Annotated in this window: 21 protein-coding genes; 6 read left to right on the forward strand and 15 right to left on the reverse strand. The window is 44.4% G+C overall.

Translation table 11 applies throughout. The features are described 5' to 3' along the window. Window positions 1-5: 5 nt before the first annotated feature. From L4D12_RS04650 to rlmC, 4 genes are all read right to left on the reverse strand, one after another. Entirely contained in the window at window positions 6-2,981 is a 2,976-nt protein-coding gene (locus tag L4D12_RS04650) for an ATP-binding protein (protein ID WP_428446658.1), read from the reverse strand. 34 nt (window positions 2,982-3,015) lie between these two features. Then, on the reverse strand, window positions 3,016-3,672 hold the full coding sequence (locus tag L4D12_RS04655; RefSeq protein WP_428446659.1) for a hypothetical protein: 657 nt from the start codon (window positions 3,670-3,672) through the stop codon (window positions 3,016-3,018). 15 nt (window positions 3,673-3,687) lie between these two features. Next, window positions 3,688-6,471 (reverse strand): Hsp70 family protein, encoded by a 2,784-nt coding sequence (locus L4D12_RS04660; protein WP_428446660.1) that lies wholly within the window; start codon window positions 6,469-6,471, stop codon window positions 3,688-3,690. Window positions 6,472-6,824: 353 nt separating this feature from the next. Then, window positions 6,825-7,976, reverse strand: coding sequence for a 23S rRNA (uracil(747)-C(5))-methyltransferase RlmC (rlmC, locus tag L4D12_RS04665; RefSeq protein WP_428446661.1), 1,152 nt, complete (start codon window positions 7,974-7,976; stop codon window positions 6,825-6,827). 211 nt (window positions 7,977-8,187) lie between these two features. Between rlmC and L4D12_RS04670 the strand changes: the two genes are divergently transcribed. The 3 genes from L4D12_RS04670 to L4D12_RS04680 all read left to right on the forward strand — a co-directional run bounded on the left by L4D12_RS04670 (window position 8,188) and on the right by L4D12_RS04680 (window position 11,900). Next, window positions 8,188-9,111 (forward strand): LysR family transcriptional regulator, encoded by a 924-nt coding sequence (locus L4D12_RS04670; RefSeq protein WP_428446662.1) that lies wholly within the window; start codon window positions 8,188-8,190, stop codon window positions 9,109-9,111. A gap of 205 nt (window positions 9,112-9,316) precedes the next feature. Then, on the forward strand, window positions 9,317-10,426 hold the full coding sequence (locus tag L4D12_RS04675; protein WP_428446663.1) for an NAD/NADP octopine/nopaline dehydrogenase family protein: 1,110 nt from the start codon (window positions 9,317-9,319) through the stop codon (window positions 10,424-10,426). 67 nt (window positions 10,427-10,493) lie between these two features. Further along, on the forward strand, window positions 10,494-11,900 hold the full coding sequence (locus L4D12_RS04680) for a YfcC family protein (RefSeq protein WP_428446751.1): 1,407 nt from the start codon (window positions 10,494-10,496) through the stop codon (window positions 11,898-11,900). Between the two features lie 116 nt (window positions 11,901-12,016). Here L4D12_RS04680 and L4D12_RS04685 read toward each other — a convergent pair whose 3' ends face one another. From L4D12_RS04685 to pheS, 7 genes are all read right to left on the reverse strand, one after another. Next, window positions 12,017-13,804 (reverse strand): M3 family oligoendopeptidase, encoded by a 1,788-nt coding sequence (locus L4D12_RS04685; protein WP_428446664.1) that lies wholly within the window; start codon window positions 13,802-13,804, stop codon window positions 12,017-12,019. Between the two features lie 41 nt (window positions 13,805-13,845). Next, window positions 13,846-14,610, reverse strand: a complete 765-nt coding sequence (gene btuD, locus L4D12_RS04690) for a vitamin B12 ABC transporter ATP-binding protein BtuD (RefSeq protein ID WP_428446752.1) — start codon at window positions 14,608-14,610, stop codon at window positions 13,846-13,848. Between the two features lie 39 nt (window positions 14,611-14,649). Then, window positions 14,650-15,642 (reverse strand): vitamin B12 ABC transporter permease BtuC, encoded by a 993-nt coding sequence (gene btuC, locus L4D12_RS04695; RefSeq protein WP_428446665.1) that lies wholly within the window; start codon window positions 15,640-15,642, stop codon window positions 14,650-14,652. A gap of 121 nt (window positions 15,643-15,763) precedes the next feature. Further along, a complete protein-coding gene (locus L4D12_RS04700; protein ID WP_428446666.1) occupies window positions 15,764-16,822 on the reverse strand; it encodes a succinylglutamate desuccinylase in 1,059 nt (352 codons plus the stop codon). Between the two features lie 145 nt (window positions 16,823-16,967). Further along, on the reverse strand, window positions 16,968-17,264 hold the full coding sequence (gene ihfA, locus L4D12_RS04705; RefSeq protein WP_428446667.1) for an integration host factor subunit alpha: 297 nt from the start codon (window positions 17,262-17,264) through the stop codon (window positions 16,968-16,970). A 475-nt stretch (window positions 17,265-17,739) separates the two neighbouring features. Beyond that, window positions 17,740-20,127, reverse strand: a complete 2,388-nt coding sequence (gene pheT / locus L4D12_RS04710; protein WP_428446668.1) for a phenylalanine--tRNA ligase subunit beta — start codon at window positions 20,125-20,127, stop codon at window positions 17,740-17,742. An 18-nt stretch (window positions 20,128-20,145) separates the two neighbouring features. Continuing rightward, on the reverse strand, window positions 20,146-21,129 hold the full coding sequence (gene pheS / locus L4D12_RS04715) for a phenylalanine--tRNA ligase subunit alpha (RefSeq protein WP_428446669.1): 984 nt from the start codon (window positions 21,127-21,129) through the stop codon (window positions 20,146-20,148). Window positions 21,130-21,555: 426 nt separating this feature from the next. On the opposite strand from pheS, the gene L4D12_RS04720 reads away from it, so the two are divergent. The 3 genes from L4D12_RS04720 (at window position 21,556) to L4D12_RS04730 (ending at window position 22,683) form a co-directional block, all read left to right on the forward strand. Further along, entirely contained in the window at window positions 21,556-21,813 is a 258-nt protein-coding gene (locus L4D12_RS04720) for a YiaA/YiaB family inner membrane protein (protein ID WP_428446670.1), read from the forward strand. 17 nt (window positions 21,814-21,830) lie between these two features. Beyond that, window positions 21,831-22,286, forward strand: coding sequence for a hypothetical protein (locus tag L4D12_RS04725; RefSeq protein WP_428446671.1), 456 nt, complete (start codon window positions 21,831-21,833; stop codon window positions 22,284-22,286). A gap of 145 nt (window positions 22,287-22,431) precedes the next feature. After that, on the forward strand, window positions 22,432-22,683 hold the full coding sequence (locus tag L4D12_RS04730) for a hypothetical protein (protein ID WP_428446672.1): 252 nt from the start codon (window positions 22,432-22,434) through the stop codon (window positions 22,681-22,683). Window positions 22,684-22,816: 133 nt separating this feature from the next. Here L4D12_RS04730 and rplT read toward each other — a convergent pair whose 3' ends face one another. From rplT to thrS, 4 genes are all read right to left on the reverse strand, one after another. After that, a complete protein-coding gene (rplT, locus tag L4D12_RS04735; protein WP_428446673.1) occupies window positions 22,817-23,170 on the reverse strand; it encodes a 50S ribosomal protein L20 in 354 nt (117 codons plus the stop codon). 44 nt (window positions 23,171-23,214) lie between these two features. Next, a complete protein-coding gene (gene rpmI, locus L4D12_RS04740) occupies window positions 23,215-23,409 on the reverse strand; it encodes a 50S ribosomal protein L35 (RefSeq protein WP_036832349.1) in 195 nt (64 codons plus the stop codon). Between the two features lie 96 nt (window positions 23,410-23,505). Continuing rightward, window positions 23,506-24,057, reverse strand: a complete 552-nt coding sequence (gene infC / locus L4D12_RS04745; protein WP_428446753.1) for a translation initiation factor IF-3 — start codon at window positions 24,055-24,057, stop codon at window positions 23,506-23,508. 3 nt (window positions 24,058-24,060) lie between these two features. Further along, window positions 24,061-25,989 carry a threonine--tRNA ligase gene (gene thrS, locus L4D12_RS04750; RefSeq protein WP_428446674.1) on the reverse strand — a complete coding sequence of 643 codons (1,929 nt, stop codon included), beginning with the start codon at window positions 25,987-25,989 and terminating at the stop codon, window positions 24,061-24,063. Window positions 25,990-26,075: the final 86 nt, after the last annotated feature.

Below are 26,075 nucleotides of genomic sequence, written 5' to 3' on the forward strand. Positions count from 1 at the left end.
TCTCCTTATAAATTAACTTTAATATTTTTCCGAAAGGCATCTGATGCAACTAAGCCAATACGCAAATGAGGATCATCACACAAACCCTGGAGATACAGCCTCAGCGTCTCCGTTTGAATAACGCCATCTTTTTCATCTCCTTCGCTGTAACAGGCACTCAGAATATAGCTCTGCATAAAGGCACAACCAAACGCGTTGATAAAATGCACCAATGTTGAATGGGGTGTCCTCTGTTGCACTGTATCAAACCACGCTTGTGCAACTTCACCATGCAAGAATGCCTGTACCTCTTTCCCTGTTGGCTGACACGTCAAGTGCTCTAAACCTTGAATTAATCCGGACTGATAACGTTCAGCATAAAAGTCAAACGCCCGTGCCATGATGACTTGGGGATCAACATCCGTTTCATTAGTGGTACTGACCAGCTCTTTAATTTGAACTTGCAGCGGTTTACTGAAACCAGAGCTGGATAGAATGACACGCCCAGTTTCCAGATTTGATAAGAAGTCTTTCTGCTCATCCGATAGCGCCATGGTATTACCCACCGCTTCTTTGTCATCTTTCGCAAATAATTTATGAATGATTTTGGTATTGGTGTTTTTCAGCACTTCCGGCGTTAATTTATTCGGTATTTGATCAACGATGATCAGCGACTCACCGTATTTTCGTACTTCGGCCAACATGTCGGCGAAAGTTTCCACGCCCTGCTTTTTATTTTTACTGTCACCCGGATCAAATTTTGACAGCAAGCGGTGCGCTTCCTCGATCAGAGTGATGTGACGGAATCGCTCACCTCGTCGGCGATACGCTTCATAATTAGCGCGTATTGCTTCATTTAAGTTGGCCAGAATAAAGCCCATGATGAGCGATTTCTCACTCGGATTACGGATTTCTTCCAACTCCAAAATCACGTTACGCTGAGCGAGATCTTTAAAGTTTATCGAGCGCGGCGTGTCAAGCATCAAACCTTTTGAACCAATAAGCAGTCCTTGCAAACGGGCTTTTATTGAACCGATGTAATCTTGTTTTAATCGGTCATCAAACCCCTGCTCAACAACGACCGTTTCCGTCATGGTGAGCAGATCACTCAACGTTGGAAACGCGTACACCCCATCGGCAAACGGATCATCGTAACGTCGGTTGCGAGAGGTGGCGATGTGCCAGCCTTTGTCTTCATAACACCGATAAATCGCCGCTTCGATCAACTGCGGGATTGCCGCCTCCATATCAAAAGCGGATTCCAAGCTAGCCTTGATCATATCTACACGCGAGGTGATATTTTCGTGTGAGAAAAACTCAAACGGATTCAACCTAAAAGGAGCGATATTGTCGTTACCCAAGGTAAAGATCAGAATATCTTTATTCTTTTTAGTCAGTACTCGGTATTCCGTCTTGGCCGGTTCAATCACCAAAAATGGCATTTGTGCCGATTCCAGTAGACGGTGGCAGGTCGTCGTTTTACCACTCCCCGTCACCCCTGCGATAAAGGTATGTTTGTCGAGATCACGCTTGTCCAAGCACACATCAATGCCTTGCTGAAGCCCGCTTTTCACTAAATTCCCCAAATAGAGTTGGTGCTCATCAGCAATATGGGTGTTCACATTCAAGCCAAACTCAACCTCTTCTTTCAGAGTCAAACCTACCACTTCTTTTTGTGGCAGGCCTGCTACCACACTCAACTCATTAGTCGACAGCCAATTACAGACATAGTTGTTGAATGGATTCTTTGATAATAAAAGGTCGAACTGCTTTTGGCTGTCAGTGGTCGCGGGCTCTGCATGGACCGCGCTATTTTTCCGCATCGGAAACTGAAAATTAGTCACAGCCGCAATTTCGTGATCATCCGTCACTTTCTTAAAGGTCAGTGGTGACTTATTTGCTTCCCCGCCAGAGAAAATCGCGCGTGCTGTATTACCCAGTTTCAGTACATTACCCACGGAATCTGACAACAGGTAAATACTGGACAAATACAATCCTTTATTTTTGCCATATTTCACCCGCTTAAGCAGTACCTCATCAATATAGGTCAGCCACTCCTGCACATTTTTATCAGAAAACTCGCGGCTATTATTTTCAGATGTCCCCTGCTGTTTTGAGGAATTTGACGTGTAGGATTTCCCTGTCGTGTTGCTTACCGAAGTACCCGTTGAGGTACCTTTCGAAGTGCCACTTGTCGTTCCTTCCGTGCGGTTTTGATTCGTTGACTTGCCACTACTGTTACCATCAGAGGTGCCTTTACACGCACTATCACTCTTTCCGGTATTCGTTGAATGATTGATGCCTTCATTCGTTCCCGTCGTGGATGAGGTATTATCCCCCTCGGTTGTCCCTAATGTGTCAGAAAGGTTTTTACCCTCTTGCACATTTTTTTTCGACAGGGGATGCAGCTTGTCATAGATCTGATAGAGCTGACGTTCTATCTCGTTGATCTCCAGCAGTGAGAGAGGATCCGCCATGATCGCAAGGCAGAACGCATCCCCACTCATGATATCAACAAGGCGATCGACCCCCTGAAACTCTTCGTTTTCTTCATTAACGCTTGGAACGCCTTCTAATTTCCCCGCATGGGTAAAACTAGACAGCAGTTGTTTAATGCCAGTCCGCTGCTTTTTATTCAACTTTTCTACCACACTCCCCCTGAAATTGCCTTCCAACGAGGGTTTTAGAATTGTTTCGCCAATTTCATCGACATCAAGCGTAAGCGTTTTTTCATAGCGTTTGTCTTTCGCAATACCGAAATAAAAATTCACCTTCTCCTTATCGCCCATGAGTAGATAGGTGAAAGTGATCCCATCAATACTCAGGGCATTAAGCACATTTTCAAAAGCTTCCTTACGAGGCGAGTCCTCGTCAAAGGTTACTTCTTTAATATGGTAGAGCGAAAACTCATGATCCATGATAGTGCATGACGGTGCCAATCCCACCGAGCCTACTGGCTCGGTATGGACCTGTTTTAGTAACTCTATGAGTGATTTTTTCATGATTCTATTCATTTCCCGCAACGACAAAAAACAATCATCGCATTGCCATTACGGCGTCTTCTGCTTGTTCCAAACTCATCGCGGGGTTGGCTTGACTAAATGCCTCGACCAGCGCCTCACTGTGCTTACCCGATTCTGCAAGGCTCAATTGACTCTTCAAATAACCATCCAAATCACTGAGGTTCAAACCGCTCTCTGTATAGCTTTTGATAATTGACAAGATCACAGATGCATCGATGCCTGATTCACTCACTGTTTTCAGAAATGACATTGAAATCGGTGTACCGAGATCTAATGTTTCTTCCACTGCCTTCAATAAAATCGCCGCACCAATCGCCTGACGAGCAATCACATCCGTATCATCATGGCTCAAGGTGTGCTTATCCAGCACTACGCCATCACGGAGGTAGTGGATATAGTTATTGATCGCATCAAAGTCTTCCGGCTTTTTCTCCGCCACCATCGCCTTAGCCCCAAGATCTTCGGCCTGCTCATTCTGGCGTAGCACGTTAGTTACCATACTGACCGCTTCGAGGGTATGAAGTAGTTTCGGTAAATGCTTACCAAAAGCCTCTAACGCAATCGGTGCGTATTTGACGATCATCGGCCCTACTGTGGCCGCCATTTTTGTCACCATCGTCAACACAGCCTGGATAGCAGAGGGAATCAGTACAGGAGGAGCAATAAACATAGTGATATCCTTTTCTTAAAAATCAATTCGATAAATGTTAGATAGATAGAGCTCATCGCTGATGTCATCTTCATTCGCCACCACATACTCAATACTTGTTGGCGACACCACACGTAAATAAACCAGAGCTGACTCATCGGTCACATCAAGCTTCACCACACGTTTTTTAATACTACTGTCTGATGTCGGCACGTTACCGGTACTTGAATTCGCTTGATCGGTATAAAAAATTTCAAATTTCTCGTACTCCGCATCAATAAATTCAATCCATTGATGGAAAGTCACTTCACGATCGATAACAGGTTTAAAGTGGCCTCTGCGATTTTCGCCCAAATAGAATTTAAAGCCGATGTCCTCATCACTCAGGTTATGATCAACCACCAAAATACTGCCGCCTTCTCGTGCTTCTATCAAACCAAACGCCACTCCGGTTTTCCCTGTGGGTTTCTCAACATCTTTTTTATCTACACCAAGTGGTGCAAATAAATCAAAGCGACTTGCCTGCTCGGCCATCAGTCCCATTTCTTCATGGTGCTTTGTAATGTGCTTATCAAAGAGTGTTTTGACAAAATGAGATCGGCTTGAATTTCCAGCCAAGAATATTTTGACGCTGTCTATATCGCCTAAAGGCTGGGTGGAATGAGTGAAAGCCAAACGTAACGCATTAAAAAAGTTTTCAATACCTTGTTCAATACGTGCCGACAGCCAGACATTCAACTCATCTTCATGGATATCCAGCTCAAAAGCAGCATGCACTACCCCGTGAATATCTGTCAGGTTAACCTCAATACTGCCACTGGAAAGCGCTAACGGTATATCGCCGTTTTCTTCCCAGTACGGGCGTAATTTTTCACACAAAGTTTTAGTATTAATCTTGGCTTCTTGCGAATGACTTAATAGCTGTTCGCTGCCGGCAAACGCATCCTTCTCCGGGTGTTTCTCAAACTGGATCCCTTTGGCTAGCAAGGCACTTTTATTCTTTTTGAACACGTCAAAGGCTAGCAATTCTAGCAGGTTTTCCCCACCTAAGAACCGGTCCCCACCCGCACCAAAATGCTCAATGACATAATCAAAACGCCGCTCTTTACGGCCAGAGGCTGCGCGGTAAATACCAAAATCAAAGTCTGTCGTTCCGCCACCAAAATCAAAGACACTATAGAAAATACGCTCATCTTCACACGGTTCAAAACCATATGCCTGAAGCGCAACCAATGCATAGGCAGCAGGTTCACTGGCCCCTTTTTTTACACTCAGTTGGGCGATCGTTTCTAACCCGAGCTCTGCCGGCAGTGACTTTCTCAAGCCACGCTCAAAACTTTGGATGATCTTATCGCGGATCGGCATCTCGTAAGTAACCGGGAACGACAAGATATAGTCAAGATAAATACCATTATTTTGGTTGTTAATGTATAACCCCAAGTAATACGCGTACACTTCAATGGGATTAAAATCATCATCTGCCAATTCAAGGAATGGCGGTAGGTCGAGAATCGTCCCTTCTTTACTAACGATTTTCAGCTTTCTGTTTTTATCACCAGCCCATTGTTTGATTTCATCAAGGAAAGTATTAAATTGGCTAGCCTCACTACCCAACATGGAATTCTGCGCGGTGTGTGAAATGGTCAGATCTTGCCAACGAGTATAGGGTTTGTTGGCTTTACCTTGATAATCGCTAATAAAACGATCAAGGTTATTAAATTCCATGATGGTCGGATTTTCATAATGAAATGCCGCTACCTCTTTGCTGAGATCGCCTGTACCAATACGCATCGGATGAATATTGACATTATCCTTCTGATAAACCACCACCGTGCTCTTGGTACCAAAATCGATCCCCACCACGCCATCATTAATGCTGGACTTCGGATCCCGTGCCACTAAAGCATAGGGCAAGGTCAGGGGTTCTCGGTCGTTGCTTTCAAGCTCGTCTTGCCATAACGACCAATGCCCTAATTGGGTGTCTTCCAGCATTTTCTTATGATATGGCGCGATATCGGCACGAATTTTGTCTTCCAATAACAGACTATTAATGTATTTCTGTCCGACTAAATCATTAAGATCTTGCTGTGCTGAGCTTATATTGTCTTTAAATATGCCATCACGCTTGCGGTGAAAAATCGACAACAGTATTTTATAGCTTATATTTTCATTGAGTGAACTAGGGATAAAACCTTTCTTTAATATTTCAATAAACCACTGTTTCTCTGATGTCATCGTTTTGGTCATGGGTAAAAAAGGGACCGCTCGACCTTCATTTGATCGCCCCATCCCACAATCTTGATCACAATCAACAGCTAGTACCGTACTGCCTGCTTGATGCAAAATGTAACACCCTGTCGTAGAAGGACGACCACGAGCGACATTAAAGGGGGCTTTACATATTCCAGTCAAATGTTTTAACTGTGCTTTGTTGGGGATAGTCCACATATTAATTGGATCATTTGCTTTTTGATTAATAGCATTTTTTATAAGCTTAAGTTCAGCATTTGTACTGTAAATATTAAACTGTTTTTCATACGGATAAATAATCCAGAAACCTTTTGCCAACTTATCTAAATAGATATGATTGCATAATGACACCCAACGATTGGCTTGAAATTCTTTTTTTACTAAAGAAAAGGTGTTGTTAAGCAGTTTGAGCAGAGGGCTATTGAGGTTTTCAGCATTTTGGGCATTAAGAAATAAAGAAATATCACGTTTTATCAATGTATCTTGCATTTCTTCTTGATTAGATGAAAGGCCTAACCTTGCTATATCTTGCGTGGTAGCTTGCCACGTCGATGTTAATTTTGTGTTCATATGTTCTTTTTCTTATCTCCGCTGTTTCACTTAACAGCAACAACAATAGAGGTGCTTTATGTACCTATCACCGATCGCTGTATTCCGGCGTCAACGCCAAGAAGAACGGCATACTGGTTAGGTTTTCAATATGATAAAGAGAGAGAAAGATGAAGAGTAAACATCAGGGACACCTCACACAAAGCACTGACAGCAAACAGATTTATACGCCGATGGTACTGACAATAAAATCAAATAATTGCTACAGATTATATGAAGTTGCAGGAGTGTGATTTTAGGCATATTTTACGTTCGTTTTTGTATAAAAAACGAACGTAAAAAATAAAAAAAACGCGACGTGTCTGCGTTATAAATTAACGTTGCACCATATCCTGATGCTCTAACAACACCATCACTTCGGCGTGTTCAGTATGTGGGAACATATCAAACCACTGCAGACGTTTAGCGTGGTAATTAGGCATACCATCTAGATCGGCTTTCAGGGTTTCTGGATTACAGCTCGAATAAATAATGTGTTTAGGTGACAATTCTACCAACTGTTCGGTTAATGCTTTACCTAAACCGCGACGCGGTGGATTCACCAGCACCAATTCAGGAGCACTATCGTGCAAAAGCGAAAATTTTGCTGAATCTAACGCATCGAAATCTAAATTAGTGATCCCCATCGCTTCCGCCGAGCGCTTGGCACTGGCGATAGCCTCTGGTTCAATCTCGATACCTGTCACCGCGGTATTATCACTGGCGCAGTGTAATGCAAAGCCACCCACACCACAGAACAGATCCCACATTCTCTCAGGGGCGATCTCACGCACCCAATTTCTTGCCGTCGCATATAACTGCGCCGCTACTTTTGGGTTGGTTTGGAAGAAGCTCTTTGGACGGATCACCATCGGTACGTCATTAAACTGCTCTATCAAGTATTGCGATTGAGTGAGGAAAAACTCTTCGTCACCTTCAAGCCGCGCCATATGAATAGGCTGTAAATTAATCGATACCACTTTAATTTGTGGAAAAGCCTCTAACAGACGGCTGAGGTTATTTTCAATTCGCGTGACAGCGTCACGGCTTCGCAGCACAAACCGCAGCATAAATTCACCATGGTGCTCGCTGCGTGTGAGTAAGATATATTTAAGCTCGCCTTTTTTCTTTACCTTATTATAAGGAGGGATCCCTGCGATACGAATCCAGTCTTGCAAATATGCCAGCAGCGCCTGCATATCCTCAGGATACAGCGGACAATGTACTAAGCTGACCGGAATGCTCTGACCATCTTTTTGAATATCGGCCCCTAAGATAGGCGCATGAGCCGCCCCCAACACAACCATCTTGGCTTTGTTGCGACAGCCTATTTCATCACTCGTAACAGCATCTCGCCACTCATCAGGCATTCTGTCGGAAAACAACACGTTAAGCGCCTTATCTTTTTGCATAATCTGCTGCTGATAAGGTACACCACTGTATTCACAAGATTGGCACTGCTGCTGGATATAGAAGGGACACTGCATATATTTAATTGCTGAAACAGAAAAATGACTAGTCTATTCCTCTAGAAAAAAATAACCATCTGAGTTATTTATCATGACGATAAGATAATTTATTCAATATTTATAAACACTTACACCTTATTACTCTGATTCAAATAAAACTCAAACCAGTTCAAAGTAATTAAATCGTCAATGGGTTAGATTATCATTATGTTTCTTTAACTTTCCCGCTATGAAACTATCACAACTCAATGCCTTTAAGGCCATCATTGAATGTCAAACCATTACTGCAGCAGCAGAGCGCCTTCATCTTAGTCAACCCGCCGTCAGCAGATTGCTCTCAGGACTGGAAGAGCGCCTAAGGTTCAAATTGTTTCTCCGCAAAGGTAACAGGCTCATACTGAGTGATGAAGGGCAAGCCTTCTACCTTGAGGTAGCAAAAGTGTTTGATGCGGTATCCGGTCTGGATCAAGCGGCGTTATCCATTCGATCTCATCATTTTGGCAGTCTCAATATCGCTGCAATGCCATTATTGTCTAACAGCTACCTTCCTCGGATACTGGGTACTTTTCTCAAACAAACCCCAAAACTCAAAGTGGGTTTAAAAACGTATCGATCTGAAGATGTTATTCGGCAAGTGCAAAGCCAGACCACCGATATTGGTTTTGCCTTTGTCGATGATATGGTCGCAGGTGTTAGTGCTCAACGAGTAAAGTGTGAGTGTGTCTGTCTACTACCCGCAATGTCACCATTGGTACAATGCGATGTAATTGATATATCGGATATTGCCAATCAGGTATTAATCCGCCATGAAAAAGATGCGACCCAACGCAAAATCGATAGCCTTCTACGTCGTTATAGCCTGTCAACCATTGAGCAAATTGAGGTCTCTCTTGCCAGTACAGCCGCCGCGCTGGTACGAGAGGGAATTGGCATCGCAATCACTGACCCTTTTACCGCGACGATAGAGAGTGAGCACCCTCAAGTCGTCATGCGACCATTGGTTTTCAGTTTACCTTTCGAGTTCAACATCCTTTATCCGGCACTGAAACCGATTCACCATCATGCAGAGGGCTTTATCGAGCTGTTTATGCTGCTAGCCAATGATCTGAATATTGATCTAAAAATCGGCCCAATGCGTAACCTTGATGAATAGCAACCTGCGTGGCTTCACAGTTACCCCGCCAGTGGGAAGTAAAATAAAGTGTAAATTTAATCCTTTAAGATCATATAGATAAAATCAACCTTATCGCCTGTTATAACTTTTTTGCATGGCTGTTTGTGGCTTCAACATTGGCGTGAAATCACGGTAATTCCTTAGTCTGAGTGCAACCCAACACTCAATGGTAAAAGGAATAATTATGTCAACTCGTGTCTCTGTCATCGGTTCAGGAAATGCTGGTTTAACTGCGGCTTACCACTTCACACTTCATGGCGCAGAAGTTTGCCTTTATGGTGCCACTGGTTTTGATCAGCCGTTAACAGATATTAAGCAGCGTGGCGGCATTGAAGCATTAGCGACGTTCAACGACGTTGATCTCACCTTTGCGGGAATGCAACCTATCAATAAAATCAGCCGTGATCTCGAAGAAACGCTGGCATATTCTGACCTTCTCGTGCTGCCGGTCCCTTCTTTCGCCCAAGAACCTTTATTCATCGAAATGCTCCCTCACCTGAAGGATGGTCAGATCATCATGCTGATGCCGGGTAACTACGGCTCGCTGGTACTCAATAGAATTAAACACGAGCAGGGCTATGGTGATTTGGATATCACCTTTGTTGATGCGATCTCAATCCCCTGGGCAACCCGTATTGTCGGCCCTGCACAACTAGCCATTCTGGGCATGAAAGAGTTTCTACCCGTTTCAGCCTTTCCGGCCAAACACACTCAGCAAGCTATCGAAGCACTTCAGCCCGTCATGCCCTTGCCATTAACCGCATTGAATAATGTTATCGAAGCGGGGCTGGAAAATATCAACTTTGGCGGACATCCACTATTGACCACTTTGAACATGGGCTTACTGGAAAATTTTGATGGCCAGTTTAATTACTATAAAGACTGCTGCTCGGTATCAACGGCTAAAGCAGCTGCTGCAATGGAAAATGAACGTCAAACTATTGGGAAAGCACTTGGCCTGTCTCTACGCCCAGAACTAGAAGCAATGAACGCCCTGTACGCGATGGATTGCCAGTCAGTCTATGATGTCAATCGTACATCGGAAACCCATGGCAAACTCAATAGCGCGCCAAACTCATCCAGTAACCGCTATATCACGGAAGATGCTGCCTATTTACTCGTCCCTTGCTATGAAATGGCGCAGCTAGCAGGCATTGAAACGCCGATGATCACTTCTTGCCTACACATAGATAATGCTTACAACGATACCAACTACTTCAGCACCGGTCGCACATTGAAAAAAATGGGACTAAGCAATCTGACTCCACAAGAAATCATGGAATTTGTCGCATAACCCTATTGGCTTTACGCAGATGGGGCAGCGATGCCCCACCCGCAGTTAAAAGAAGAAGGATAGAATGATGAGTAAGATTAAATTTCCCTCTGCCTATACCATTTTGATGCTGTTGACGGTATTAATGGCGCTGCTTACCTGGGTGATACCCGCAGGGCAATACCTGATGGTCACCAATGATATCATCGGAAAAATGGTGCCTGTTGTCGGTTCTTATCAAACTGTCGAGGCGAATCCACAAGGCATCATTGATATTGTTATGGCTCCGATTCAAGGCTTTTATGATCCTTCTGAATACGTTGCCCGCGCCATTGATGTGGCCGTTTTTGTTCTCGTCATTGGGGGATTTCTCGCGGTTATCACCCAAACCGGCGCCATTGATGCGGGTATTTCTGGCACCATGAAACGTCTTGCTGGTCATGAAAAATGGATGATCCCGATTTTAATGGGTTTATTTGCCTTAGGTGGCACCGTGTATGGCATGGCCGAAGAGACTATCCCGTTTTACGCCTTATTGATCCCGGTGATGATCGCTGCTGGTTATGACAGCGTGGTTGGGGTGGCTATTATCATGGTGGGTGCCGGTATTGGCTGCTTGGGGTCAACCATCAATCCCTTTGCCACGGTGATCGCCTCCAATGCTGCTGAGATCAATTTCATGGAAGGCTTTGCACTCCGAGCGGTGATCCTTGTGCTGGGCTGGTTGCTCTGTGTCGTTTACGTGATGCGCTATGCTGATCGCGTTAAACGCGACCCGTCTTGCTCCATTGTTGCTCACCAGCAAGCTGATAACCTGAAGCACTTTCTACACGGTAAAGCACAACAAACACTCGAGTTAACAACTACTCACAAAGCCGTCTTATCCATTTTTGCGGTGACATTTGCGGTAATGATGTGGGGAGTTTCGGCCAAGGGCTGGTGGATGGCGGAACTTTCTGCACTCTTTATTGGTTCAAGTATTGTAATAGGCTTTGTTGCCCGACTTTCAGAGGCGGAAATCACCGACAGTTTTGTCAACGGTGCGCGTGATCTACTGGGTGTTGCATTAATTATTGCGATTGCTCGTGGACTAGTGGTTGTGATGGACAACGGCAATATCACTCACACGATCCTCAATTACGCTGAAGGGCTATTAGGTAACCTTAATGAAATCGCCTTCATCAATGCCATCTACTTTGTCGAGGCCGTGTTGTGTCTTGTAGTGCCTTCATCGTCCGGCTTAGCAGTACTGTCTATGCCCATTCTTGCACCATTGGCTGATTTTGCTGGCGTGGGTCGAGAGCTGGTTGTGACAGCATTCCAATCAGCATCTGGTTTGCCTAACTTGGTCACGCCGACCTCTGGCGTCGTTATGGGAGGATTGGCGATTGGCCGTGTCGCCTATTCCACTTGGTTACGTTTTATTGGGCCGCTAATTGGTATGTTAACGCTGATGATAATGATCCTGCTAAGTTTGGGAGTAGTCATCAGTTAATCCATAGTAAAAACAACGGGCAGTGATCACTCACTGCCCTTTTTATTATATAGCTACCTGTGTTCCTGTATGACCACACAAAGATACAAAAGCCAGCGTAAGAGTCGATTTACCCATTATTTCCCGAGCTTGTTCAATAGCACATCAAACTCATCAATTTGCTTTGACACCATATCAATACTCTGCTGCCAAAATTCAGGCTGGCGGATATTCATCCCTAAGTGCTTCTCTACAACCTCTTCCGCGGTCATGGAGCCGGTATCACGCAACAAGGCTTTGTAATCATCGTAGAACGATGCACCTTTGGCATCACGCTGGGCATAAACACCTTTACTGAACAGATAACCAAACAAGTACGGATAATTGTAAAAGCTCACCTCGGCAATGCTAAAGTGCAGCTTGCTAGCCCAGAACATGTCGTTGGTTTCATCCATGGCTTCACCATACCAGTCACGCCATGTTTCTGACATTAACGCCTTAAACTGATCGGCTGTAAATTCACCGTCTGGGCGCTGCTCATAGAAGGCTTTTTCAAACTCATAACGCACGGGGATATTTACCAGCAATGCCAAGGCTGATTGCGCTTCTTCCCATAGCATACTTAACTTGTCTTGCTCATTCTCCGCTTTTGCCATCAGCGCATCACGTACCACATTTTCAGCAAAAATAGACGCCGTTTCAGCCAAGGTCATCGGATATTTAGTTTGCATGATTGGCATATCACGCATTACCCAGTTATGGAATGCATGACCAAGTTCATGCGCCAGAGTTAATACATCCGACATACTGCCACCCCATGTCATAAAGACTAGCGGGGTACGACTGTCAGCAAATTTGGTACAGTACGCACCGAGTCGCTTATTGGGCTGTGGCGCAGCATCAATCAGCTGCTTGTCGACCATCATATCAACAAATTCGGCCATTTCAGGATCAACGCCTGCGAACGCTTCACGAATGATCGCGATCCCCTCATCAAAGCTGTAAGTCTGCCCTTCCCCTCCCGCCAATGGCGGCATTGACGCTTGTTCATCCCACGGTTTCAGTTTTTCGGTACCAAACAGCTTCGCCATTAATAAGCCCGCTTTCTGACCCGTCTGGCGATTCGCTTTGGTTACTTCCATCATCGCATCAAGAGTCGCTTGCTCAATACAGCTACCATGCAAGCTGGCATCCAGAAAATGAACGGGCTCAGAATGACTACGCTTTTCATATTCGGTTAAGCGACTACCTGCAATCGCGTTCAGGATAGCAGCAAAACTTTCCTGATGTGTGGTCATGGCACCTGCAACGGCTTGCCATGCGGGTTCGCGTCGCGCGGTGTCAGGACCATACAGAATACTTGCGGCCTGAGAAAGCCCCATGGCTTCTTCACTACCATCAGGCATCGCCAATGTCACTTTCAGGCTACCGGTAATGCTGTCATACAGGCGCCCCCAAGCAAGTAGCCCATCTTGCGATAAGGCGGTAATAAGCTGCTCTTCCGAGATAGAAAGCTGACGATTTTTTAATAAGCGCTTACGTAGTAGGGTAAAAGACCAAGAATCAATGCCTGAATCGAGCAGGCTACAAAACGCTGGCTCATCCAAATTCACAATGGCCTGCTCATAAGGCGTCATTGCTTGTTCCAATTTAGAGAACAATGTGTTCACCACGCCCTGAAGCTTTTTAGCTCCTGTGTCAGAAGCATTAACTGAAAGCAAGCACGTTGAATAAGTACTCAGGGTATAGAGCTTGACGTTTAGAGCTTCAAACAACGCGACAGCTGCGGCCAACGAGCTGATTTCGGTTGTTGCTAGCGCAGACAGTTGCGGCAACTTTGCTTCCACATCAGCAATATCTTGCTGAATTTTCGGGTCATCTAAATCTTGGTAAGCAATAGATAGGTCCCAACTTGGTGTCTTCATTGTAACTCCTTAAATATCTGGCTGGTGTTAAGGTCTGCGCCTTAATCTGTAAATAGCAGGCATGATTGCCCGTCGTGTTCAATGCGTTGAACCTGTGTTGCAAATACCGTTTCAAGTCGTTCAACGGTCATCACTTCACTTGGTACCCCTTTGGCAACACAACTACCATTATTGAGCAGCAATACTTTATCGGCTTCACGCAAGCTACGGTTTAAATCATGGTTCGCCATCACCACGGCAATGCCCCGTGCGGCTATCTTGCGAAGCAATTGGTACATAATCACTTCTTGGCCGATATCCAATGCTGCAGCGGGTTCATCTAACAATAATAACCGTGCTTCTGGATTCAATTCAGGCCACACCTGCAAACAAGCGGCAGCAAGTCTGACCCGCTGCCACTCACCACCGGATAACTGTTGAATGCTGCGGTTAAGCTTATCGGTAATTTTCAGTGCACCACAAATTTCATCAATGGCACATTGGATCTTCTCCAATGGAAGTTCACCCAGTGCCGATAACGCCAACGACAAATAATGATAAACACCTACAGAAAATGCGGGTCTATCCTGCTGAGCAAGGTAACACCGTATCCGCGCAAGGTTAGGCAGATCATACGCAGCAATATCTCTCCCGGCCAAGATGACTTGCCCTTGTGCTTCTTCTAACCCAGAAAGCATCGAAATGGCCGTACTTTTACCACTGCCATTAGGGCCAATAAAATGCACAATTTGACCTTGACGAATATCAAACGATACAGGCAATAAACGTGGTGGCATGGCTAAGTTTTTTGCGCTAATTACAACCATCGGCATGGTCTCATCAGTGTTCATTTATTAGTATCTCTATTAGTCAATCTGAGAACGTAGCAACATCCAGATAAATACCGGTGCGCCAATACTGGTGATCACCACCCCAACGGGTAATTCAGCGGCAGGCAACAAAATACGCGACAGGGTATCTGCCATTGCTAATAACAACGCGCCACATACGGCCGACAGCGGTAATAGAAAACGATTCTCTGTACCAAATGAGAGTCGGATAAGGTGCGGGATCACTAGACCAATAAATCCAATAACCCCACCGAGTGCAACTGATGCACCAACCAAGAGTGACACAATTAAAATCAATCGCCAACGAAACGCGGCAACATCCAACCCCAACTGCTTGGCTTGATGCTCCCCGAGCATCAGCAGATCTAATTTTTTTCCCTGCAGGCACAACCAAATCAGCACGGGTGATACAACTAACAATAAAATAAGCTGCTGCCAACTAACTCCGGCAACACTCCCCATCAGCCAATACATCAGCATTCGAAGATTCAAGTCATCACTAAAATAGAATGCCCATGTCACCACCGCACCAGATAATATCCCTAACGCAACACCAATCAAAAGTAACCTTGCCGTCGAGACTTTCCGGCGTCGAGATAAACCAACCAAAATAAGAGTAAAACAAAAGGCCCCCATCATCGCTGCTACCATCATCAATAATGGACTTGGCGTAAATGGTAAGAAGAAAAGAACCACCACTAGCGCCAAGCTGGCTCCTCCTGAAATACCCAGCACGCCGGGTTCCGCTAAGGGGTTGCCAAGTAAAACCTGCAAAACCGCACCGGATGATGCCAACGATGCGCCGATGGCGAGAGCAGCCAATAAGCGCGGCATTCTAAGTTGAACTAATAGTTGCTGTTCCAGACCATTAGATGGAGACCAAGGCCAGATAAAAATCTCACCAACCGACAGTGAAAGGAAAGTCGCGATGAGCAGGATAATCCCCGCCACGATAAAGCCTGCCCGCCACCTTGCCTGGCGACGAGCCATTAGTTCATTTAACAGCATTTCGAGCACACAATAAAAAGATTCGACCTACCTTACTATTTCGACAATGAAATAGAAAGCGAGCGTGTATTAGCCTAATGATAATTCAGACAAAACTGACTATTTAACCATCAAACAATAGTCACTGAAGAGTAATTTGCTCATCGACGTTTACCTCTGTTTTTCGCACAAGTAAACATGCCCGCTGGCCGATCATAACGTGCCTGTTCGGAAACACAATCGCCTCCCCGCCTTCCAGTGAATAGTATTCAACGTTTTGATCTCGCGCCAACAGCCGACCTTGCTCGTAAAAGGTAAAATTAGCCTGATCATCAGGAAAGCTGAATACGAAGCGTTCAGACTGCTTAACCAAAGTACGTGTGACTTTATAAATAGTCAGTAAGTTATCCTGCCAGTGGTAGTCTGGATTAGGTTCAGAGACCAGTTCAACCAAGGCATCAAAGAAAGGAGCCAGCCGAATAAGGTCATTCTCCCCAAATCGCGCAACCCGCCCAAGCTCAAGAGTCAAAGCCTGTGCGCCAAAATGCTCAGCACTAAACCAGCTAAATGTTGATGAGGGTGAATTCGACAACAATACCGTTTCTATTTCTGCTTTTTGTAAAAAGCCAAACAACGTTTTGCTACGGGTAGGTTTATGGGTATAGGGACTGACGGCAAACGTATAATATTTAGAATCTCGAATAGCGCAGTGTAAGTCCAAATGCCAGCGTAACGATGATAGTGAGAACTCACGATCCTTAACGCGGTTGTGATAAAAAGCCGATATGGCAAGCTGGATTTCATTCGCTCGCACAGCATCTGCCGTTAACCCTGTGTTTTTCTGCTTAAATAAACGATTCATGTTTTCAGTTATAAATCGTTGCTGATGATTGATCGCTTCGGGATGACCAATAATAAAAAGTAACCGATGCACTGGCTGCAAACCGCCAACGACAATCCTCTCCACTAACTGCTGAATTAGTTCGACAGGGCTAGTTTCATCACCATGGATACCTGAGGACAAAACGATCTCTTTTTCTAAGCCAGTCGGTTTTAAGGGCGTGATTTGTAATATCCCACGGCCTAGTAACTCACACAGCGCTCCCTCTTCTGTTTGCCAGCGACCCTGCTCGACCACGCTCGTCATATCTAAACTGGCTTCAAGAAAATGTCCCTCTTGTACACACTGTAACATCCCCATTAATCACCTCCTGTCAGTAATTGGAATGTTTGACGATACCCAAGCAACCTCAAGATACTTGGGTATCGATGTAACAATGAAAGCATAAAAAAGCCCAGACAAGTCTACACATCTTGTCTGGGCTCATATTATGGTGTTGCCGCGATTACTTTTCGATTTCGATATTTTCTACGCGAGCTTTTAATTTCTGACCAGGACGGAAAGTAACAACACGACGGGCAGAAATTGGAATATCTTCACCTGTTTTAGGATTTCGACCTGGACGCTGATTTTTATCACGAAGATCAAAATTACCAAAACCAGATAACTTCACTTGTTCGCCAGATTCGAGCGCTTTCCTAATTTCTTCAAAGAAGACTTCCACCGTATCCTTGGCGTCCCGTTTGCTTAATCCAACGTTCTCAAACAGGTTCTCAGCCAAATCGGCTTTTGTGAGCGCCATAGATAATTCCCTCAAGACTATATTGATTGAATAACAGAGATAGCATTGGCTATATCTGTAGCGAATTAGTCATGTTAGATCGAGCGACCAGAATCATGATTTAGTATCACTGAAACCTTGTTCAATCTTAACTAGAGACAAGTTTAAGCCAACTTGCTGATTTCCGCCAACTTTTTTACGTTAACTTACTGTCAAATTATTGATTAATGAAAGCCATTTTTCGCCAGTATAGTGCATCAAGTTGTGCTTAAGTTAAACATTATTCGATAAATTCAACTGAAAATAACAATAAAAACAAAATATCACACTAATTTTATTCCATGTAATAGAAATAACATCTATCCATCATGAAGTTAAGTTTCTGAGATTCAGATCAAAAAAAAGCAGCCTCAAAGGCTGCTTTTAATAAAACAATGACTTAAAAAGTCTTGCTCGGTCAGATCAAATCCCACAAAAGGACTGAAATCACCCGGTATTAGTCACGAAGACTCGCACCAAAACGCTCTGCAAGCACAGCGACAATTGCTTCTACTGCACCAGCAATATCGGCTTCTTCTAGAGTACGATCGGCTGACTGAAGCGTCAGGGCGATAGCTAAGCTCTTCTGACCATCATCAACACCTTTACCACGGTATACGTCGAACAGGTTAACGTCAGTCAGTAGCTCACCGCCATTATCACGACAAGCGGCAACCACATCACCCGCAGCAACGTCTTCGTTAACTACAACCGCGATATCACGACGGTTCGCAGGGAACTTAGACAGAGCAACAGCTTCAGGGATCACTTTAGTATTGATTGCAGACCATTCGATTTCGAATACGATAGTACGGCCATTCAGACCAAACTTACGCTCTAGCTCTGGGTGAACCGTACCGATCACACCCACTTCTTTACCATCAACGATGATAGATGCAGACTGACCTGGGTGCAGTGCTGGGTGCTTCGTCGCAGCAAATGAGTATGCTTTCTCATTTGCAGACAGCTCAAGGATCGCTTCTAGGTCACCTTTCAAATCAAAGAAGTCAACGGTATTAGTTTCGATATCCCAGTGCTCTTCGCTACGGGTACCCGCGATAACACCCGCCAGCATTGGCTCTTGACGCATACCATTTTCAGCGGTTTCGCAAGGGATGAAACGTAGACCGTATTCAAACAGACGAACGCGAGGCTGCTGGCGCTTCTGGTTATGAACAACGGTGTTCAACAGCCCCTGAATCAAGCCAAGACGCATTGCTGACATTTCCGCAGAAATAGGGAATGGCAGGATTAGTGGCTCAACATCAGGAACAACCAGTTTCTGCTGCTCAGGTTCAACGAAGCTGTAAGTGATCGCTTCTTGGTAACCACGATCCACAAGCAGGTTACGAACACGCTTCAGCGGTAGATCCGCTTCTTTGTGGTCGTTCATGCTTAGCGCAGCAACAGGTGACTGATTTGGAATATTGTTATAACCGTAAATACGGCCAACTTCTTCAATCAAGTCTTGCTCAATGGCGATATCAAAACGCCATGTTGGTGCAGTTGCAACCCAACCTTCCGCGTTTGCTTCTACAACCATGCCTAGACGTTCTAGGATTTCAACCACGTCTGCATCTGCAATATGGTGGCCTAGTAGGTTGTCTAGTTTAGTGCGACGTAGAGCAACTTGGTTGGCTTTTGGTAGATCAGCGTCTGATTCTACGGTAACCACTGGAGCAACTTCACCACCACAGATTTCAACAAGCAGCGCCGTTGCACGCTCCATTGCGTTAACTTGCAGTGCGTAATCCACACCGCGCTCAAAACGCATTGAAGAATCTGTATGCAGACCATACGCACGTGCGCGACCACGAATATGATCCGGAGCAAAGAACGCACACTCAAGCAGTACATCTTTCGTTTCAGACGTTACACCTGATTGCTCACCACCAAAGATACCCGCAATAGCTAGCGCTTTGCTTTGGTCTGCAACCACTAGCGTGTCTGCGTTTAGTTCAGCTTCATTACCGTCTAGAAGAGTCAGCTTCTCGCCTTGCTCTGCCATACGAACCACGATGCCGCCTTCAATCTTAGCAAGATCGAATGCATGCATTGGCTGGCCTTGTTCTAGTAGAACAAAGTTAGTGATATCAACAACAGGATCGATTGAACGAAGACCACAACGACGTAGTTTCTCTTGCATCCAAAGTGGTGTTTCAGCTTGAACGTTGACGTTCTTAACCACACGGCCAAGGTAACGAGGACATGCTGCTGGTGCCTTAACGTCGATAGATACGGTATCTTCGATTGATGCAGCAACAGCTGTCACTGAAGGCTCAGTCACATCAGCGCGGTTCAGTACGCCAACCTCACGCGCCATACCACGAATGCTAAAGCAATCGGCACGGTTCGCTGTCAGATCAACATCCACGGTAACGTCATCAAGACCTAAGAATTCACGGAAGTCAGTACCCAGTACTGCATCTTCTGCCAATTCCATAATGCCATCAGACTCAACATCAATACCTAACTCAGAGAAAGAACAAAGCATACCATGTGATGGTTGGCCACGTAGCTTCGCTTTCTTAATTTTGAAGTCACCAGGTAATACCGCACCAACAGTCGCCACAGCCACTTTTATGCCTTGACGGCAATTAGATGCACCACAAACGATGTCAAGAAGCTCTTCAGCACCTACATCAACTTTGGTAACGCGCAGTTTATCAGCATCTGGGTGCTGACCACACTCAACAACTTTACCAACTTTAACGCCAGTAAATGAGCCGGCGACAGGTAGTACATCATCTACCTCAAGGCCTGCCATTGTGATTTGATGTGTTAGTTCGTCAGTAGTAACCGCAGGGCTAACCCACTCACGAAGCCATGATTCGCTAAATTTCATAGTGCTTAAACCTCTGGATTACTTGAACTGCTTAAGGAAACGAAGGTCGTTCTCGAAGAACGCACGTAGGTCATTAACACCATAACGAAGCATGGTCAAACGCTCTACACCCATACCAAATGCAAAACCAGAGTATTTTTCAGGGTCGATGCCTACGCTACGTAGTACGTTCGGGTGAACCATACCGCAGCCTAGTACTTCTAACCATTTACCGTTTTTACCTTTCACGTCAACTTCAGCTGAAGGCTCTGTGAACGGGAAATAAGATGGACGGAAACGCACTTCCACTTCTTCTTCAAAGAAATTACATAGGAAGTCATGAAGAATGCCTTTTAGCTGTGCGAAGTTAACGTTCTCATCAACCAGCATACCTTCCACTTGGTGGAACATTGGCGTGTGAGTTTGGTCGTAATCGTTACGGTATACACGGCCCGGAGCAATGAAACGGAAAGGAGGCTTGCCATTTTCCATTGTGCGGATCTGAACACCTGAAGTATGAGTACGCAACATAAGATCAGGATTGAAGAAAAAGGTATCGTGATCTGTACGTGCTGGGTGATCTTCTGCAATATTCAATGCATCAAAGTTATGGAATGCATCTTCAATTTCAGGACCAGACTCAGTGTTAAAACCAAGCTCACCAAAAAACTGCTCAATTCGCTCAACTGTGCGAGTAACAGGATGGAGGCCACCGTTTTCAATGCGACGACCAGGTAGGGTCACATCAAGAGTTTCCGCTGCTAGCTTAGCTTCAAGTTCTGCACGCTGAAGGGCTTCTTTACGCGCAGCAATAGCTTGCTGAACAGCACCTTTAGCTTTATTGATCTCTTGACCGGCTGTACGGCGTTCTTCCGGTGGAAGTTTACCCAAGCTTTGTAGTTGAAGAGTTAGTTCACCCTTCTTGCCCATATACTGCACACGGACATCGTCCAGAGCGGCTGATGAATCAGCCAGCTCAATGGCGGCCGTTGCATTGGCAATAATCTCGTCTAGATGTTGCATCGTTTCCTCATCCACCTACAGGTGGCGTCCTTTAGGGAGATATAAATTCGCGTAACGATACATACTAAAGAAACATCCGTCTAAATCCAAATCCAATCGTAAGAAAAGGGTCGAATTGAACGAAAATAAAACGTCTTTACCAATTTGAATCTATGAATGTTCCTATGGATCAATCGCTCTACCTTCCATGACGTTATCTTACTCACCCTTCCCATGAGCTAAGACTTATCGAAAAGACGTATTCATATACTGATAATGACAGCTCTATCTCTTACTTTTTTTTGAGATATATAACGTAAAAACACCCGGAAATCATTTTATAAACATAAAAAATCCCCTCTCCTACTTGCGCTCATCTATCGGGCAGATTACATTAATAAAACACCGTTTAATTAGATTAAACATATCAATATAAGGAATACAAAAATGGGTGAACAAGATAAGTATTGGCTAGTTTATGCAAAAGCGACTTTCGTTATTGCGGTCATTGCCATGGTCATCAGTATTATCAAGTTACCAGGTGATCTACTGGTTAAAGGCTATTACAGTATCTGTAGCCTGTTTTTAGTAAGTGCGACCATTACCTTGAGCAAAGCCGTACGCGACCAAGCTGAATCCAGAAAACTTCTCAATAAACTTGAAGCAGCAAAAACAGCGCAAATACTCAATGAGCTTGAAGACTAATTTTCCGATGTGGCAACATGGCTAATCAATATATCCACGATCTCACTCTACAACAGCAGCAGCTTTTGCTGCTGTTAAACCAAATAGAGCAAAAGAAATTACGAATCAATACGGCTTATCAAGTATTGCTCTCGCAGCTCAACACTAACGAGGAGATGATTGAACTTGCCTTTACCGCTGCAGGTACGTGTGAAGCATTATCGCCATCATTATTTACACACAAAGTAGCGGCAGGTTTAGCATTAAAGAAACAAATTACACATCAGCGAAACTGTCTCTGTAAAACACAACAAAATATCGAGAAGTTTAAGCAACACATACAATCCACCAGAATATTGATCTCCTCAATAATCAACGCTAACCGGGGAGGGTCACAACCAATCTGTGTACATCTTGAACTAAAGGCTCACCAATTACATACGAGCAATGCTGTTCTCATTGCATTACATCAGCGCATCTTATTTGCAAAATAAACATCACACCAAGAACAAATATTACACACAAAGAGGTAAAAGCAGTCATATCATCTACTATATACAGAATATTGTAAGCAATTCTATTTAAAATTGTTTCATTTAGCAGTAGATTAAGGACCTGCTTACAATTGGGAGTTTAAAAATGCAGAACAAAGATGTAACAGCACTAATTAAAATGAGTACATTTGCTGTTTTGTTATGCGCTGTCCTGTTAATCCTTGGTAATATTGGTTTAACATCTTCATTGCCTGTTATGGTAATGAACCATTTAAACATTATTCACGTTGGTTTTTACATTGCTTTTAATGCCATGTTTATCGGCTTCTTAGGCTACCTACTACACGGTCGTAGTAAAGCGGTGACTACGCTTAAACGCCTAAGCGCTACCGCTTAATCCATTTAAAGCACAGACAAAAATAGCCTCATAATGAGGCTATTTTTTTATCTACTGCAAGCAACTCTGTATGTACAGATCGAAAAAAGGAGAGCCGAAGCTCTCCTTTTTACGTAAAAACTAAACTGTAAAATTACAGAGCAGCTTTTGCCTTCTCAACTAGCACTGTGAAAGTTGCTTTGTCGAATACAGCGATATCTGCAAGGATCTTACGATCGATTTCGATAGACGCTTTCTTAAGGCCGTTGATGAAACGGCTGTAAGACATACCGTTCTGACGAGCAGCAGCATTGATACGTGCGATCCATAGTTGACGGAAAGTACGTTTCTTAGCGCGACGGTCACGGTAAGCATATTGACCAGCTTTAGTAACAGCCTGGAAAGCTACACGATAAACACGTGAACGTGCACCGTAGTAACCTTTAGCTTGTTTAAGAACTTTCTTGTGACGTGCACGCGCTTGTACACCACGTTTTACGCGAGGCATAGGAGACTCCTAACTAATAAATTAAAAAATAAAACTAAAAACGATTAAGCGAACGGAAGCATACGAGCAACTGCAGCCACTTCACACTTAGGAAGGATTGCATTTGGACGAAGCTGACGTTTGTTCTTAGTAGTACGTTTAGTCAGGATGTGACGCTTAGTTGCGTGCTTAAACTTAAAACCACCAGCTGTTTTCTTGAAACGCTTAGCAGCACCTTTGTTGGATTTCATCTTAGGCATGATGAGACTCCGCATTGTTGATAGTTAATAACATAGTAATTAGGCGAACAAAAAACGCTGCTGTAAGCAGCGCTTAATGCTACTTGAATGCCTTGATTACTTCTTCTTTGGAGCAAGCATCATCGTCATTTGACGACCTTCAACTCGATTAGGGAAGCTCTCAACGACCGCTAGGTCGACTAGATCATCCTTAATACGATTTAGAAGATCGATACCAAGACTCTGGTGGGCCATTTCACGACCGCGGAAACGCAGTGTGACCTTACCCTTGTTGCCCTCTTCTAAAAAGCGACTCAGGTTGCGCAGTTTTACCTGATAATCGCCTTCGTCTGTACCAGGTCGGAATTTAACTTCCTTGATCTGGATTTGTTTTTGCTTTTTCTTTTGCTCTTTAGCAGCCTTGCTCTTTTCGAACAGGTACTTGCCATAGTCCATCACACGACAAACTGGTGGCTCGGCATTTGGACTAATTTCAACCAGATCTACACCAGCTTCATTAGCAATAGTCACTGCTTCTTCGATAGAAACAACACCAATGGATTCACCATCGATACCAGTAAGACGCACTTCACGTACACCGCGAATTTCGCCATTCAGGCGATGTGCATTTTGCTTAACTGGTGCTTGGGTTCTTTTTCCGCCTTTAATACCTTATTCCTCCACAACATTGAGCTTACGACTGCTAATATCTTGCTGCAGGAATGCAACCAGATCATCAATCTTATATTTACCCAAATCTTTACCCTTGCGAGTACGAACTGCAATTTCGCCTGCTTCGACTTCTTTGTCACCGCAAACAAGCATGTAAGGCACTCGCTTCAAAGTATGTTCGCGAATTTTAAAGCCTATCTTCTCATTTCTCAAGTCCGCATTGACTCGAATTCCACTTTTTTGCAGTCGTTCGACCACTTGTTGAGCATATTCAGCCTGACTGTCAGTAATATTCATGACAACGGCTTGCTGAGGTGCCAACCAAGTTGGGAAGAAGCCCGCATACTCTTCGATAAGAATACCGATAAAGCGCTCTAGAGAACCAAGAATAGCTCGGTGAATCATAACTGGCGTATGACGCTCGTTATCTTCACCCACATAGGTGGCGCCCAAACGCTCAGGAAGTGCGAAGTCTAACTGAACTGTGCCGCACTGCCAAGCACGATCTAAACAATCGTGTAGCGTAAATTCGATCTTAGGACCATAAAATGCACCTTCACCCTCTTGGATATCGTAAGGGATTTCCATTGATTCTAGTGCAAGTTTTAGATCTGATTCGGCTTTATCCCACATTTCGTCTGAACCTACACGCTTTTCTGGGCGTGTAGATAACTTAACAACGATGTTGTCAAAACCAAATGTCTGATACGTATCATAAACCATCTTGATGCAAGATGTTACTTCTTGTTGTACTTGACCTTCAGTACAGAAGATATGAGCATCATCCTGTGTAAAGCCACGCACACGCATCAGGCCGTGTAGAGCACCTGATGGCTCATTACGGTGACAACAACCGAACTCTGCCATACGTAATGGCAAATCACGGTAAGACTTCAAACCTTGGTTGAAGATCTGTACGTGACCTGGACAGTTCATTGGCTTGATTGCATATTCACGGTTCTCAGACGAGGTTGTGAACATGTTTTCTGCGTATTTATCCCAGTGACCAGAACGCTCCCAAAGAACACGGTCCATCATTAGAGGACCTTTTACTTCCTGGTAACCGTATTCGTTCAGCTTATCGCGAATGAAAACTTCTAGTTCACGGAATACTGTCCAACCATTGTGGTGCCAGAATACCATGCCAGGTGCTTCTTGCTGCATGTGATACAGATCAAGTTGCTTACCCAGTTTACGGTGGTCGCGCTTAGCCGCTTCTTCAAGACGAGTTAGGTGTGCTTTTAGCAACTTCTTATCTTGGAATGCAGTACCGTAAATGCGCTGAAGCATTTTATTATCGCTATTACCACGCCAGTATGCGCCCGCAACATTCAACAGTTTAAAATGTTGGCAGAAACCCATGTTTGGAACATGAGGACCACGACACATATCGATATATTCTTCATGGTGGTATAGACCTGGACGATCATCACGAGAAACGTTTTCGTCTAGGATTTCGATCTTGTAGGTTTCGCCACGTGATTCAAACGTATCACGAGCTTCCTGCCAGCTCACTTTTTTCTTAACGACTTCGTATTTGGTTTTAGCTAACTCAACCATACGCTTCTCAATTACTTCAAGATCTTCTTGAGTAAGAGACTGCTCTAGGTCGATGTCATAGTAAAAACCGTTGTCAATCGTAGGACCGATTGCCATTTTTACGTCTGGGTACAGCTGCTTAATGGCGTGACCAAGAAGGTGCGCGCATGAGTGACGGATGATTTCCAGACCGTCTTCATCTTTAGCAGTGATGATTTCCAGACTTGCGTCATTTTCAATAAGGTCACAAGCGTCAACACGAACACCGTCAACACGACCAGCGATACAAGCTTTCGCAAGACCTGGACCAATAGACAGAGCGACATCCATAGTTGAAACAGCTTGGTCAAATTGACGCTGGCTGCCGTCAGGAAGAGTAATTACAGGCATGTATATATCCTTTCACAGTGGTCTTGCACACCAAGCAAGACATGTTGAATTAAAAAAAGCTTAGAGAAGCTTAAATAATGAAACTC

The sequence above is a fragment of the Photobacterium nomapromontoriensis genome, assembly GCF_050336815.1.
In the GTDB taxonomy this organism is placed as follows: Bacteria; Pseudomonadota; Gammaproteobacteria; order Enterobacterales; family Vibrionaceae; genus Photobacterium; species Photobacterium nomapromontoriensis.

Excerpts from the sequence above, each read along its gene's own strand:
- rpmI (WP_036832349.1), bottom strand. The coding sequence starts at position 23,409 with ATGCCTAAGATGAAATCCAACAAAGGTGCTGCTAAGCGTTTCAAGAAA.
- pheS (WP_428446669.1), bottom strand. The coding sequence starts at position 21,129 with ATGCAACATCTAGACGAGATTATTGCCAATGCAACGGCCGCCATTGAG.
- L4D12_RS04650 (WP_428446658.1), bottom strand. The coding sequence starts at position 2,981 with ATGAAAAAATCACTCATAGAGTTACTAAAACAGGTCCATACCGAGCCA.
- L4D12_RS04655 (WP_428446659.1), bottom strand. The coding sequence starts at position 3,672 with ATGTTTATTGCTCCTCCTGTACTGATTCCCTCTGCTATCCAGGCTGTG.
- pheT (WP_428446668.1), bottom strand. The coding sequence starts at position 20,127 with ATGAAATTTAGCGAATCATGGCTTCGTGAGTGGGTTAGCCCTGCGGTT.
- L4D12_RS04730 (WP_428446672.1), top strand. The coding sequence starts at position 22,432 with ATGCAGAACAAAGATGTAACAGCACTAATTAAAATGAGTACATTTGCT.
- thrS (WP_428446674.1), bottom strand. The coding sequence starts at position 25,989 with ATGCCTGTAATTACTCTTCCTGACGGCAGCCAGCGTCAATTTGACCAA.
- L4D12_RS04680 (WP_428446751.1), top strand. The coding sequence starts at position 10,494 with ATGAGTAAGATTAAATTTCCCTCTGCCTATACCATTTTGATGCTGTTG.
- L4D12_RS04675 (WP_428446663.1), top strand. The coding sequence starts at position 9,317 with ATGTCAACTCGTGTCTCTGTCATCGGTTCAGGAAATGCTGGTTTAACT.
- btuC (WP_428446665.1), bottom strand. The coding sequence starts at position 15,642 with ATGCTGTTAAATGAACTAATGGCTCGTCGCCAGGCAAGGTGGCGGGCA.
- L4D12_RS04700 (WP_428446666.1), bottom strand. The coding sequence starts at position 16,822 with ATGGGGATGTTACAGTGTGTACAAGAGGGACATTTTCTTGAAGCCAGT.
- L4D12_RS04720 (WP_428446670.1), top strand. The coding sequence starts at position 21,556 with ATGGGTGAACAAGATAAGTATTGGCTAGTTTATGCAAAAGCGACTTTC.
- btuD (WP_428446752.1), bottom strand. The coding sequence starts at position 14,610 with ATGGTTGTAATTAGCGCAAAAAACTTAGCCATGCCACCACGTTTATTG.
- L4D12_RS04725 (WP_428446671.1), top strand. The coding sequence starts at position 21,831 with ATGGCTAATCAATATATCCACGATCTCACTCTACAACAGCAGCAGCTT.
- rlmC (WP_428446661.1), bottom strand. The coding sequence starts at position 7,976 with ATGCAGTGTCCCTTCTATATCCAGCAGCAGTGCCAATCTTGTGAATAC.
- L4D12_RS04670 (WP_428446662.1), top strand. The coding sequence starts at position 8,188 with ATGAAACTATCACAACTCAATGCCTTTAAGGCCATCATTGAATGTCAA.
- L4D12_RS04685 (WP_428446664.1), bottom strand. The coding sequence starts at position 13,804 with ATGAAGACACCAAGTTGGGACCTATCTATTGCTTACCAAGATTTAGAT.
- ihfA (WP_428446667.1), bottom strand. The coding sequence starts at position 17,264 with ATGGCGCTCACAAAAGCCGATTTGGCTGAGAACCTGTTTGAGAACGTT.
- rplT (WP_428446673.1), bottom strand. The coding sequence starts at position 23,170 with ATGCCTCGCGTAAAACGTGGTGTACAAGCGCGTGCACGTCACAAGAAA.
- L4D12_RS04660 (WP_428446660.1), bottom strand. The coding sequence starts at position 6,471 with ATGAACACAAAATTAACATCGACGTGGCAAGCTACCACGCAAGATATA.